This is a genomic window from Parapedobacter koreensis, assembly GCF_900109365.1.
Lineage (GTDB): Bacteria > Bacteroidota > Bacteroidia > Sphingobacteriales > Sphingobacteriaceae > Parapedobacter > Parapedobacter koreensis.
The window spans coordinates 266,141-280,073 of sequence record NZ_FNZR01000007.1; the positions used below are offsets into that span (position 1 = coordinate 266,141).

The 13,933-nt window shown below is 48.2% G+C and carries 11 protein-coding genes; 5 read left to right on the plus strand and 6 right to left on the minus strand.

Annotated features, from left to right (window positions below; genetic code table 11):
- Window positions 1-420 precede the first annotated feature (420 nt).
- Together BMW65_RS17280 and BMW65_RS17285 are read left to right on the plus strand one after the other, a co-directional pair.
- Complete coding sequence (locus BMW65_RS17280) at window positions 421-3,555, plus strand: S41 family peptidase (RefSeq protein ID WP_090607248.1); 3,135 nt, start codon at window positions 421-423, stop codon at window positions 3,553-3,555.
- A gap of 73 nt (window positions 3,556-3,628) precedes the next feature.
- Complete coding sequence (locus BMW65_RS17285; RefSeq protein WP_090607250.1) at window positions 3,629-4,699, plus strand: branched-chain amino acid aminotransferase; 1,071 nt, start codon at window positions 3,629-3,631, stop codon at window positions 4,697-4,699.
- 25 nt (window positions 4,700-4,724) lie between these two features.
- Here the strand turns inward: BMW65_RS17285 and miaA are convergent, their stop codons facing one another.
- From miaA to BMW65_RS17310, 5 genes are all read right to left on the minus strand, one after another.
- On the minus strand, window positions 4,725-5,636 hold the full coding sequence (gene miaA, locus BMW65_RS17290; protein ID WP_245747674.1) for a tRNA (adenosine(37)-N6)-dimethylallyltransferase MiaA: 912 nt from the start codon (window positions 5,634-5,636) through the stop codon (window positions 4,725-4,727).
- Window positions 5,637-5,644: 8 nt separating this feature from the next.
- Complete coding sequence (locus tag BMW65_RS17295; protein WP_090607252.1) at window positions 5,645-6,238, minus strand: IS1096 element passenger TnpR family protein; 594 nt, start codon at window positions 6,236-6,238, stop codon at window positions 5,645-5,647.
- A 104-nt stretch (window positions 6,239-6,342) separates the two neighbouring features.
- Entirely contained in the window at window positions 6,343-7,740 is a 1,398-nt protein-coding gene (locus BMW65_RS17300; protein WP_090607253.1) for a CCA tRNA nucleotidyltransferase, read from the minus strand.
- A gap of 81 nt (window positions 7,741-7,821) precedes the next feature.
- Window positions 7,822-8,877: a 4-hydroxythreonine-4-phosphate dehydrogenase PdxA gene (gene pdxA, locus BMW65_RS17305; RefSeq protein ID WP_090607355.1), complete on the minus strand. Its 1,056-nt coding sequence runs from the start codon at window positions 8,875-8,877 to the stop codon at window positions 7,822-7,824.
- 53 nt (window positions 8,878-8,930) lie between these two features.
- Window positions 8,931-9,152 (minus strand): DUF2905 domain-containing protein, encoded by a 222-nt coding sequence (locus tag BMW65_RS17310; RefSeq protein ID WP_090607255.1) that lies wholly within the window; start codon window positions 9,150-9,152, stop codon window positions 8,931-8,933.
- A 93-nt stretch (window positions 9,153-9,245) separates the two neighbouring features.
- Between BMW65_RS17310 and rsmA the strand changes: the two genes are divergently transcribed.
- Window positions 9,246-10,025 (plus strand): 16S rRNA (adenine(1518)-N(6)/adenine(1519)-N(6))-dimethyltransferase RsmA, encoded by a 780-nt coding sequence (rsmA, locus tag BMW65_RS17315; RefSeq protein ID WP_090607257.1) that lies wholly within the window; start codon window positions 9,246-9,248, stop codon window positions 10,023-10,025.
- Window positions 10,022-10,963 (plus strand): NAD(P)-dependent oxidoreductase, encoded by a 942-nt coding sequence (locus BMW65_RS17320; RefSeq protein WP_090607258.1) that lies wholly within the window; start codon window positions 10,022-10,024, stop codon window positions 10,961-10,963. Before rsmA ends, BMW65_RS17320 begins: the two co-directional genes overlap by 4 nt.
- A gap of 12 nt (window positions 10,964-10,975) precedes the next feature.
- On the opposite strand, the gene BMW65_RS17325 is transcribed toward BMW65_RS17320, so the two are convergent.
- On the minus strand, window positions 10,976-11,845 hold the full coding sequence (locus BMW65_RS17325) for a UbiA family prenyltransferase (protein ID WP_090607259.1): 870 nt from the start codon (window positions 11,843-11,845) through the stop codon (window positions 10,976-10,978).
- A 113-nt stretch (window positions 11,846-11,958) separates the two neighbouring features.
- Here BMW65_RS17325 and acs point away from each other — a divergent pair, with 113 nt between their 5' ends.
- Window positions 11,959-13,878 carry an acetate--CoA ligase gene (gene acs, locus BMW65_RS17330; protein ID WP_090607261.1) on the plus strand — a complete coding sequence of 640 codons (1,920 nt, stop codon included), beginning with the start codon at window positions 11,959-11,961 and terminating at the stop codon, window positions 13,876-13,878.
- Window positions 13,879-13,933 lie beyond the last annotated feature (55 nt).

Sequence of the window (13,933 nt, forward strand, 5' to 3'; positions counted from 1 at the left end):
GCAACATGCAAGCAGCCTTTATTATGAAAATATTAAATTATCCAGAGCTCACCGATTTATGAGCATGGATTATCAATCCCTCTTGTATTTTATAAGTCATAATCTATCCCTTCAACATACGAATCAACTCATTATTGATGTAAAACAGTTTTCAACCCTCATTCATGGGCGTAAGTACCCCAGTATCGCCCAAATTCCGAAATATTATTGAACACAATCTACCGTCAAGCAGGACAGTACAGTAAAGCCTATTCAATTAACCTCAGTATATTTGTCACATCATAATTTAGGTTTATAATTGGTTAGTAAAGGTTTCCATTCTCCCCGTTTGGAAACCTTTTGTTTTTAATGTATGGATATCAAGAGAAAAATGCCGCATTTTTTTCTATCTTGTCCCGACGATACAACTAAATACGCACAATGAATACATTCGGTTCCTGCCTCCTTGCAGCGGCGATAGGATTTAGTGCTCCGATTTCAGCACAGCCTATCGCCACATTCCTTTCGCATCCTTCCTTGAGTCCAGACGGCAAAACATTGGTTTTCAGTTATGAGGGCGACCTTTGGAAAGCGGCCACCGAGGGTGGCCAGGCACTTCGGCTTACCGCAATGCCTGGTGACGAAATAGCTCCGCGCATTTCACCCGATGGCAAATGGCTTGCCTTTTCTTCTAATCAATTCGGCAATTTTGATGTTTACGTGATGCCGCTCGAAGGCGGGGATATCCGGCAGCTCACCTTCCACGATGCCGCCGATGAGGTGGATAGCTGGAGCTGGGACAGCCAGACCATCTACTTCACGTCTGGCCGCTACAACCGATTCACTAGCTATACTGTCAATGTACATGGCGGCACGGCCAAACGTCTGTTTCCACATTACTTCAACACCATACACGGCGTGGTCGAAGCGCCATCGGGAGAGCTGCTCTTCAACAACACGTGGGAAAGCTATTCCGCTGCCAACCGCAAGCGGTATAAGGGAGCTTATAACCCTGATATCCTATCATACCATCCGAGTACCCGTGCGTTTAAGCAATATACGGACTACGAAGGCAAGGACTTTTGGGCGACCGTGGATAAACAGGGCAATATCTACTTCGCTTCTGACGAAGCCAATGGCGAGTACAACCTGTATACGTTTATCAACGGCCAGAAAACAGCACTCACGCGTTTCAACACCTCCATCAAGCGACCATCGGTTGCCGCCAACGGCGAAAAGGTAGCTTTTGAGCGCGATTATCAGTTGTATATATACGACGTGGCAGGCAAAAAGACCGTGCAGCCTGCTATCTCCCTAAATCGCAATCTGGTACTGGGCAAGCAACAAGAATTTGATGCTAAAGACAACATCAGCTACTTCGATGTGTCGCCCGACGGCAAAAAACTGGCATTCATCTCTCGGGGCGAGCTGTTTGTGAGCGATATTGATGGCAAATTCATTCGTCAGATGCCATCATCCGGTGAGCGCGCCATGGAGGTCAAATGGCTTGCCGACAATAAAACACTGCTATTCAACCAAACCGCTGAGGGTTACCTCAATTGGTTTACCATCGCCGCTGACGGCAAGGGCGCAGCCAAGCAGCTTACTACCGACCTGTTCAACAACCGTGACGTCACCTTCAATAATGACCGGACAAAGGGAGTCTACCTCAGTGGGCGGGACGAAGTGCGTATCTTGGATCTCAAGAGCCTGCAAAGCACCACCGTGGTAAAAGATGAAATCTGGGCCTTCCAAAATTCCAAGCCTTCTTTCTCGCCCGATGGCGAATATGTACTGTTTACCGCTTACCGCAATTTCGAACAGGATATCTTCGTATACCACCTCGCAAGGAAGCAGACCATCAACCTTACCAACACGGGTGTCTCTGAAGCGTCGCCAGTATGGTCGCCGGACGGCAAGTCTATCTATTTTGCCAGCAATCGTACCAAACCATCCTATCCAATGGGCATGCGCGATGCCAGCATTTACCGCATGGCGCTGGACAATTTTGACGAACCGTACCGCATGGACAAATTCGATGCGCTTTTTGAGGAAAAAAAGGAGGACAAAAAAGACTCCACCAAGACCGCCGATAAAAAGCCTCTTGGTCCGATTGTCATCAATACACAGGGCTTGCTTGATCGAATTACGCTTATCAGTCCTGCTTTTGGCACGCAAACCGGCACATCCATTTTCAAGAAAGGCGAAAAGACCTATATCTTCTATTATTCCAACCATGAAGGCGGTCGTGGCGCACTCTTCCGTACCATCATCCAACCGTTTGAGGAAAACAAAACCGAAAAGGTAATCGATGGCGGCGCAGGTAACTTGGTTGAAGCAGACGGCAAATTTTTCGCGCTTTCACGGGGAACCATACAAAAATACAACATCGATGGAAATAAACTGGAAAAGGTAGACATCGCATTCAAATTCCAACGCAACCTCGAAAAGGAATTCATGCAAATGTTCTATGAGACCTGGGCTGGCATTGAGGAAAATTTCTATGACGGCAATTTCCATGGTGTGGATTGGACGGGCATCAAAAAACGCTATGCCACCTATCTACCATACTTGAATAGCCGGGCCGACCTTCGTATTCTGCTCAACGATATGCTTGGCGAGCTCAATTCGTCGCACCTTGGCTTTAGTTCGGGTGGTCCCGAAGAGCGTAAAAACTTGACCTATTCGACCAACGAAACGGGTATCATCTTCGATAAGGACGATCCCTACCGGGTACATCACATCGTAGCCAATAGTCACGCTTCACGGACGGATGTGGATATCCAGCCCGGCGATGTGTTGGTAGCGGTAGATGGACAGCGTGTAGATAACGAGACCGATCGGGATTATTACTTCACCCGCCCGTCGCTGGCCAATGAGATGGTACTAACGCTCAGCCGTGGCGGTCAGGAGATCACCACCAAGGTGCGTCCGCAAAGCAGTGCCGCGCTACGTGACCAGTTGTATAACGAATGGATTAAGGACAATCGCCGCAAGGTGGACTCTTTGAGCGGCAACCGCATTGCCTACTCCTATATGAAAAACATGAGTGGCGAAGAACTGGAACGGTTCCTGTTGGACATGGTTGAACAGGAAAACAACAGGGAAGCGATCATCCTTGATCTCCGCTACAATACGGGTGGCAATGTGCACGATGAGGTGCTGCGCTTCCTGTCCCAGCGTCCTTACCTCCAATGGCAATATCGTGGAGGTCAACGTTCGCCGCAAAGCAACTTCGCACCATCGGGCAAACCTATCGTCTTGCTCATCAATGAGCAATCGCTAAGTGATGCCGAAATGACCGCCGCAGGGTTCAAAGCGCTGAAACTCGGCACCATCATCGGCACAGAAACCTATAGATGGATCATTTTCACTTCTGCCAAAGGCCTTGTGGACGGGTCGATGTACCGTGTACCCGCGTGGGGCTGCTATACATTGGACGGCGATGATTTGGAATTGACAGGTGTATCACCCGATATCCACGTAGAAAACACATTTATGGACAGGCAGGAAGGCCATGACCCCCAATTGGAGCGGGCTGTACAGGAAGTGAAGGAAGCTATAAAGAAACCCTGACATGACGATGTGACAAGAATCCTTTCGTTCGATTCGCTTTTTTTACTAACTTGCACGCCTAAGATTTACAGCTATGAACGAGGCAGAAACAACAGCAATCCGCGTAGAGCAAGCCCAACAGTCAAGGCTCTCGCAAGTCGATTTCAACAACCTGAAATTTGGTCAAACGTTTTCCGACCACATGCTGGTGGCCGAATACGTGAATGGACATTGGGCAGACGTGAGCATTGTGCCTTATGGCAATCTATCATTGAGCCCCGCTACTTCTGCCCTACACTATGGCCAGGCAATCTTTGAAGGTATGAAAGCCTATAAATTTGCCGATGGCAAGGTGAGCCTATTCCGACCGGATAAAAACCTTGAGCGGTTCAATAAGTCGGCACGGCGGCTGGAAATGCCGGAAGTGCCAGAAGAAATTTTTATCGGCGGACTCAAGGCGTTGGTCGACCTTGATCGCGATTGGGTTCCCAATACAGAAGGCGCATCGCTATATATCCGTCCCTTCATGTTTGGCACCGAAGCCGCGTTAGGTGTGCATCCCGCTGACTCCTATAAATTTATTGTCATTACGGGTCCTGTGGGTGCCTATTATAATAAACCGTTGCGGCTTAAAGTGGAGACCCACTTTACCCGTGCTGCGGAAGGTGGCGTGGGCTTCTCTAAAAATGCCGGCAACTATGCGTTGTCGCTTCACCCGACACGGATCGCCCAACAGGAAGGTTTTGACCAACTGATGTGGACCGATGCCAAAGAGCATAAGTACGTGGAGGAAGCAGGTACGGCTAACCTGTTGTTCCGCGTAGGCGACACCATTATCACCCCATCATCAGATACGATTTTGCATGGTATTACCCGCCGGACCATCATTGAAATAGCTCGCCATTGGGGCTACCAAGCGGAGGAACGCCATGTGTCCGTGAAAGAATTGATTGACGGTATTGAAGATGGTAGCGTTACCGAGGCATTTGCCGCAGGCACAGCAGCTACCCTCACACCCATCACAGAAATCGGTTATGAGGGACAAGTCTATACCTTGCCTGACCTCGCCAATCGGGAGTTTTCGAATAAAGTCTTGCAATACTTAAATGATTTACGTTATGGCCGCATTGAAGATGAATTCGGTTGGAATTTCATTGTGGATTAAATAATTGCTGATTATCCCTCATCGCTTATTCGGCATGGCCAACATGCGGTGCGATGAGGGATATCATTTCATCAACCGCCTCCGGCCGGAACCAAACTGTTGCTGGGTCTTTCCTGAACCATGTCAATTGCCGTTTAGCGTATTTACGTGTATTTTGCTTGATTTTATCTACCGCTTCCTGCCAAGTATACCGACCATCCAAGTAGTCAAACAATTCGGCATAGCCTACAGTCTGCAAAGACGACTTATGCCGGAAGGGCAGCAATGACTTCACCTCATCCAACAAACCGGCCGCTATCATCGCATCTACTCGGTTGTTGATACGTTCATACAGATAAGTCCTATCGGTATCCAGGCCGATTCTAAGTATCTTGAAGGGGCGTGTGCCAGCCGCCTGTTGCCGGAAATGGGAAAAGGGCAGACCTGTGCTTTCATACACCTCAAGTGCACGGATCACCCGTTGTGGATTCTGAATATCCACCTGCTCATAATATGTAGGATCGACCCCCTTCAGCCGCTCTTGGAGGGGTTCTAGTCCCTGTTCCTTGTACAGGTTATTCAACCGGTCACGCACGCCCGGCAACGCCTTGGGTAGGTCGTCAAGTCCGCGGCATACCGCATCCACAAATAATCCCGAGCCACCTACCAATAGCACTACGTCAAGCCGTGAAAACAACTCCTCCAAGCATTGCAAGGCATCGCGCTCAAAATCGCCGGCCGAATAGTCGTCCATGACACTGTGGGAATCGATAAAGTAATGCGGTACGGAAGCCAATTCATTATCGGTAGGCTTGGCTGTCCCGATGGATAGTTCGCGGTAAAACTGCCGGGAATCGGCCGATAGGATAACGGTATGGAAATGCTGGGCCAATTGGATACCTACCGCTGTCTTGCCAATCGCAGTAGGCCCCACAATGCACACCAGTGTTTTTGCCACGTGACTAATTAATAATCGTCCTCATACCCGCCGCCGTTCTCTTCTTTGTTTTCCTCTTCTTGTTCTTCTTCATCCAGCATATCGAAATCCTCTTCCTCGTTGATGCCATATTCCGTTTCCTGGAGGAAATCATACTCCTCTCCGGCCTTTTTATTGGAAGATGAATCGGCAGACACCGGAATAATCGCCGCACCGGGCAATTTAGGTACTTGCCCGACGCTTTTGAACAATGCAGGATATACTTTGTCTACTTCTTCCTTCAAAATTTTGATTAACTGTACATGGAAATCAAGCGGATGTTCAAAATTATATACATAATAGAATTTTTGATGCGGATCATCGATAAATTTGTTCAGCTTTGATTCCTCCATCAATATCACACCCCGCTCTTTTTTTCGTTTATCGGGCAAGTAAGCAATTTCATCTCCTTTCTTCCAATGGTCATTACTTACATAAAACGATGAGGATAATTCCGGATTATAGCCCGTAGCCGCATGAATAGCTTTGTGCAGATCCAAGAACGTCTGCTTGGGCAACACATCAATCTCACGAATCACATCATCATAATCTTCGAATGAAATCCTAAAACGGTAGATAGCCATGACGCACCTTTTTGTATAGTTAGTTTAACGTGAATTTTATGCGAATATCTGAAAATAAGTCAAAAGTCGAAAGCTCGAAAATTGGAAAGTCCGAAAATGTGCTGCTATTTCAACCCCAGCTCTTTTCCTTTTTCGAGCATAAACCGGTAGGCTTTCTCCCGGCTGTTGGGGATATCGCCTTCCAATATCGCTTCGCGAATCGCATTTTTGATGACCCCCACTTCCCTGCCCGGTTTCAATCCAAATGCCGACATGATATCTTCGCCAGACACTGGCGGTTGCCAATTCCGGATTTGGTCGCGCTCCTCCACGTCCTTAAGCTTTTGCTTGACCAGCTCGAAATTTTGTCGGTATTTTTTCTTTTTATATTCATTTTTTGTCGTTACATCAGCATGGCAAAGCATCATCAGGCTATCAATGTCGTCGCCCGCCTCAAACAACAGCCGCCTTACTGCCGAATCGGTGACAATGTCCTGCGCCAATACTATCGGCCTTAAGTGTAGCAGAACCAGCTTTTGCACAAACTTCATCCTATCATTGAGTGGCAACCGAAGATCGGCAAACAACTTGGGCACCATCCTTGCTCCTTTGTCTTCATGGCCATGGAATGTCCAGCCATGCCGCTTATCAAACCGCTTAGTAGCAGGCTTGGCAATATCATGCAGGATAGCCGCCCAGCGCAGCCATAGGTCATCACTCTGTTCGGCCACGTTGTCCAGCACTTCCAGCGTATGGTAAAAATTATCTTTATGCCCCTTGCCTTCGATGATCTCCACACCATGGAGGTTGGCCATCGCTGGAAAGATGCAATGCAGCAATCCTGTATCAAACAAGTACTTGAAGCCAATGGATGGTTTGTTCGCCAAAATGATTTTATTCAGCTCGTCGATGATACGCTCCTTGGAGATAATTGCTATCCGCCCTGTATTGTTGCTTATCGCATGGATAGCCGGAGTATCTATTTTGAAATTCAGCTGGCTGGCAAACCGTATCGCTCGCATCATGCGCAATGGATCATCCGAAAACGTTTCCTCGGGATTTAGCGGTGTCCGGATGATACGTTGCTCAATATCGATAAGTCCATTAAATGGGTCGAGCAATTGGCCAAAATCATGCTTATTAAGCGACAATGCCATGGCATTGATGGTGAAATCACGTCGATTTTGATCCTCCTGCAAGTTACCATTTTCAACAATGGGTTTGCGTGAATCCGCCCGGTATGATTCTTTCCGTGCGCCTACAAACTCGATTTGAAGCGACCCGTGGTTCAACATCGCCGTGCCGAAATTTTTATACACATTCACTTTCGTGCCCAATCGATTCCCTACCTGTTTAGCAAAATCAATACCGCTCCCTATTACTACAATGTCGATATCATTTTTGAAATCGCGGCCCATGATCTTATCCCGTACATAACCGCCGACGACATAGCATTCCATGTGAGTTGCCTCAGCGATGTCACTCAATACGGAAAATATGGGGTATTGTAAAAATTCTTTCATGGCTGTACTCGGCATCACCAAATCGTATACAGCGGCAAAAATACACATTCGATTGGGTAATCGCCCAAAGGTCAATCCGGATTAATCCCTATCACGGGACAAACGCCTGGTCACCAGTGGATTTGACGACAGTAATTCTTGTTCGCGCCTATGCTCTACAATATGGATAGCCGCAAAGATCGCTTCGCGGAAAGACACCTCGGATGCGATGTTTTTCCCTGCGATGTCATAGCCTGTACCATGGTCGGGAGAGGTCCGTACCACTGGCAGACCCGCCGTATAGTTCACACCGCTCCGTGAAGCGATATGTTTGAAAGGAATAAGTCCTTGATCATGATACATGGCAAGTACCGCGTCAAATTTCGTATAGGCATCCGAGGCAAAGAAGCCATCGGCTGCATATGGGCCAAAGCAAAAAACACCTGCTGCCTTAGCTTGTTCGATAGCTGGAGTGACAATTTGTTCGTCTTCCACACCGATGAGCCCATTATCCCCAGCATGCGGATTCAAGCCCAATACAGCAATTTTAGGTTTCTGAATCCAAAAGTCTTTTTTAAGGCTGGCGTCCATCAATGCCAACTTGGAAACGATGGCATCTACAGAAAGGGCAGACGCAATAGCTTTCACCGGAATGTGTCCCGTCGCCACACCCACACGTAGATTATCACTAATCATAAACATCAGCACATCTCCGCTGACCGTTCTTGACTGCAAGTACTCAGTATGTCCCGGAAATTCAAATTCTTCCCGTTGGATATTATGTTTATTAATGGGAGCGGTCACCAACGCATCAATATGGCCTGCCACCAGATCGTCCACCGCGTGTTTCAGCGAAAGGAACGCATATTTGCCCCCGATCTCGTTTTCCTCGCCTAGACTGACTTTGACATCCTCCTGCCAGCAATTGATCATGTTTGGACGCCTGCTATGCGCTTGCTCAGCCGTATTGATGACGTTGAAACTAAAATCATGAATGCCCAGGGCTTTGCGGTGGAATGAGGCAACCTTGGTGTTCCCATAAACAATTGGCGTAAAATATTCCAGTATCCGACTGTCCAGCAACGTTTTAATAATCACTTCTAAACCTATACCATTTACATCGCCGATGGAAATCCCTATTTTCAGTTTGTCACTCATATTCGCATTCATTTTGCTTTGGCTACCAAAAGTATGAATTTTAACGGATGCACTCAAAACAATTTGCGTACCAGCCAAACCACCGCACTGAACACTACACTTAAAAGCACCATACTGGTGATGGGCATGTAAAAACTAAAACCCGGCCTTTCCACCCGGATATCTCCCGGAAGGTTGCCAAACCACTTTAATTTATCGCCAAGAAAATAGACTATGAGTCCCGTAATAAGGAGCAATCCACCACCGAAAATGAGTATTTTGGCTATTTCTTTCATGACGCTAATTGCTATAAGCCATAAACCTACTACCTATTCTTGTAAAAACAAAACAACAAAAAAACTATCTTTGCCCCAAAATCCATTTCATCAATGAGCAGTGTCCGTGCCAAGAAGCACCTTGGCCAGCATTTTCTTACCGATAAACATACCGCCGCAAGGATTGTCGGTGCACTACGACCACAGCTGGGTTATGAAGCCGTGTTAGAGGTAGGGCCGGGCATGGGCATATTATCAGATATCCTTTTACAGGCAGACCACTACCAAACATGGCTCATTGACGTGGATGACGAATCCATCCAGTTCTTGCAAACCAAATACCCACGGCTGGGTAATAAACTTATCCATGGCGATTTCCTGCGGTTGGATTTTTCCGCGCACTTCACCGGTAAGCTGGCCGTTATCGGCAATTTCCCGTATAACATCTCCTCCCAAATTCTTTTTAAAATATTGGAGGAACGCCAGTGCGTGGTGGAAGTGGTTGGTATGTTCCAGAAAGAAGTAGCAGAGCGCTGTGTCGCCCAGCCGGGCGGCAAAACATATGGGATATTGAGTGTATTCATCCAAGCTTATTACAATGTCGAATACCTATTTACCGTAAAAGCTGGTGCATTCAACCCGCCCCCCAAAGTACTTTCCGGCGTCATCCGGCTTACCCGCAATGCCGTACAGGTACTCGATTGTGACGAGACGCTATTTTGGCGCCTGGTGAAAGCCGCCTTCAACCAGCGGCGCAAAACCTTACGCAATGCGTTGTCTGCCGTTATTCCCAAAGATAAAATGGGCGAAAACGTCCTTTATGACCTCCGAGCGGAACGATTAGCGGTAGCCGACTTTATTCTATTGACAAATGATATTGCCCAAAAGCTATGACAAATCCCCTCACCAGACTCCTTATCGTGGATGACATCCATCCCATTTTTTTGGCAAAACTACAAGCCTCCAACATCGCATTTGATTATCAACCAACATTTGGCAGGGAAGAAACCCTGCAAATCATAGCCCAATATACCGGATTGGTCATCCGCTCCAAATTTAAAGTAGACATCACATTTATTGATGCCGCCCCGCAGTTGAAGCTTATCGCCCGTGGTGGAGCGGGTATGGACAATATTGACGATGGCTATGCCCAGGAAAAAGGAATAACCCTGCTCAACGCTCCCGAAGGCAATCGTGATGCAGTAGGCGAACACATGGTAGGTATGCTGCTGGGCTTGATGAACAACCTCAATCGTGCCAACCATGAAGTAAAAAATGGATTGTGGCGACGCGAGGAAAACCGCGGGCTGGAGTTGGGCGGCCGTACGGTGGCACTTATCGGCTACGGCAATAACGGACAGGCGATGGCACGCAAGTTATCCGGCTTTGGTGTCAAAGTCATCGCCTATGACAAATATAAAACAGGCTTCAGCGATGCGTATGCAACGGAGGTCAGTATGGAAGAAGTGGTCAAACAGGCCGATGTATTGAGTCTCCACATTCCCCTCACGAGCGAGACGCACAGTATGGTAGATGATGAATATTTGTTCCATTTCCGCAAGCCGATTTTTTTCCTCAACGGCGCCCGTGGCGAAATTGTGAGTATTCCCTCCATTCTGAAAGCGCTGGATGAAGGACGGATACTGGGCGCGGCGTTTGACGTATTGCCCGTGGAAAAGTTCCCAAACTTGGCCAAGCAACCCTGGTTTATTTCCTTGATTAAACACGAACGGGTAGCACTAAGCCCGCATGTGGCCGGATGGAGCGTGGAGAGCTATTTCAAGATAGCGGATGTACTGGCCAACAAGGTCATCGGATTTCTGCATGGCTAAGCACTGGCTTTTTCAACTAACTGTCCACACTGCCAAAAACTGGACTATCATCATACCATCCAGCAGCAGGAAATAGTAATATTCATTTTTCTTCAGCGGTGGAAACGAAATAACAAGCAGGCACAGCAATGAAACTGCTGACAGCGCAATGCGCACGTTCCATGCATGGTCGCTCACCCATACCCAACCGGCATGCGACACCAGCAAGGTTACAGACAAGGCAAGCGCCTTGCGTTCACCCACCAGCACGGGAATGGTTTTTAGTCCATAATACCTATCCTGATAAAGATCACGGATATCGAATGGAATCGTAATAGCCACCACAAACAGGAATACCCATGCTGTCAATTGTCCTGCCTGCGGCCACGGGATGGGCAATCCATCGTGATAGGCTTCTGCCACCGGCAGTAGGACACAACTCATCGCCCATACGGCACCGATGTAAAATAATTTAAGGCCCGTAAGCTGCCGAAGACCTACCCATCGCCTTGCACCTTTTATGCGGATAAGCGGCACGTTGTAAGCCAGGCCCATCGCCCCTACCGCGCCCAGTAATGCGAATGACGGTAGATGAAGTTGCAACCCTAATACAAAAGATACCATCAACGCCACGCCGGTCCACATCCAAAGCGAATGCTCATGCCGGAATATCCAGCGTACCCTCCGATAGGGCGAAGCTTCAGGATACTGGGGTTTCGCCAATATCATGCTGAAATTGTACATGGCCAGCGTGGCACAACCGAGGATGGCCAAAACCGGATAATTCATCGGCAGCGACAGCAGCAGGTACGACAGGCCCCCTTGGGCCACAGCACAGCAAGCGATAAACACATTGCTGAATAGCAAGAGCTCCAATACTTTTATCGCGTAATTGCGCATCATTTGGCAGAAAATTCTCTTTTTTCCAAAAAGTATGTAAATTAGCCACCTTTAAAAACCAAATGTAGGCCAACGTGTTGTCCGAGCAAAATAACACATAAAAACATAAACTAACCATGGATTTACAGATCAAATCATTTGAGGAATACAACGAAGTATACCAGTACAGCGTAGAAAAGCCTGAGGAATTTTGGGCGGGTATCGCTGAAAATTTTTATTGGCGGCGTAAGTGGTTTAATGTGTTGGACTGGAACTTCAAGGAACCCAAAATTAAATGGTTTGAAGGCGCGCGGCTCAATATCACGGAGAATTGCCTGGATCGCCACATTTATAAGCTGGGTGATAAGCCCGCCATTATCTGGGAACCCAATGATCCCAGCGAGGCATACCGCATACTCACTTATAAGCAATTGCTTGATAAAGTTGAACAATTTGCCCACGTTTTGAAAAACAACGGCGTCCAAAAAGGCGATCGGGTATGCATATACCTTCCCATGGTTCCCGAGCTGGTTATAGCCGTACTGGCGTGCGCACGCATTGGGGCGATACACTCCGTGGTCTTCGGCGGATTCTCCGCGCAGTCCATCGCCGATCGGATCAACGATGCTGATTGCCGGCTGGTCATCACTGCTGATGGTGGGTACCGGGGCACCAAGATCATCGAACTGAAAAGTATCGTAGATGACGCACTGGTACAATGTAAATCCGTTGAGCGGGTCATCGTGCTCACCCGCACCCGTACTGCGGTATCAATGATCAAAGGAAGGGATGTCTGGTGGGAAGACGAAATCAAGAAGGTAGAAACTCAGGGCAATATCCCATGCCCTGCAGAAGAAATGAACGCTGAAGACATGTTATTCATCCTCTACACTTCGGGTTCTACTGGCAAGCCGAAAGGCGTCGTGCATACCTGCGGGGGGTATATGGTGTATACGGGATATACATTCGCCAACGCTTTTCAATACCAACCCGGCGAAGTGTATTTCTGTACAGCAGATATCGGTTGGATCACGGGGCACTCTTATATCATATACGGCCCCTTGTCCCAAGGGGCCACGTCATTGATGTTCGAAGGCGTACCCACATGGCCCGATGCAGGCCGGCTCTGGGATATCGTAGAAAAACACAAGGTCAATATCGTATACACCGCCCCAACGGCCATCCGTTCATTGATGGCGGCAGGAGACGAATTTGTCGAAGGCAAAGATCTAAGCAGCATTACCAAACTGGGCACCGTGGGCGAGCCTATCAATGAAGAGGCCTGGCACTGGTACGATCAGAAAATAGGCCACGGCAATGCACCTATTGTAGATACCTGGTGGCAGACCGAAACCGGTGGCTTTCTAATTTCGCCCATCGCCGGTGTCACACCGACGGTGCCGGGTTACGCCATGTTGCCACTTCCCGGCATACAGCCCGTTCTGGTAGATGAAAACGGCAATGAAATCGAAGGAAACAACGTGAGCGGAAACCTTTGCATTAAATTCCCTTGGCCAGGAATGATACGTACTACGTATGGCGACCATGAGCGCTGCCGCCAAACTTACTTCTCCGCCTATGAAAACCGCTATTTCACCGGCGACGGTTGCCTAAGGGATGAAAACGGCTATTACCGCATTACCGGACGGGTGGATGATGTATTGAATGTTTCGGGTCACCGTATCGGTACAGCCGAGGTGGAAAATGCTATCAATATGCACAGTGACGTCGTTGAATCGGCCGTGGTGGGTTATCCACACGCGGTGAAAGGTCAGGGGATTTATGCGTTTGTCATCGCCAGCCAGCATCATTTGGATGAAGATCTTACCCGGCAAGACATCCATAAAACCGTAAGTCGCATCATTGGTGCCATTGCCAAGCCGGATAAGATTCAGTTTGTGACCGGTCTGCCCAAAACCCGATCGGGCAAAATTATGCGGCGCATCCTCCGCAAAATTGCCGAAGGAGACACGTCCAACCTGGGCGATACCACCACATTGCTTGATCCCGGCATTGTCGATGAGATTAAAGCCGGAGCCGAAAAATTGAGGGCTTAGCACTTTTCCTAAAAACCCACAGGCTGGCGTCCGTAATTTAATACGGACACCGACC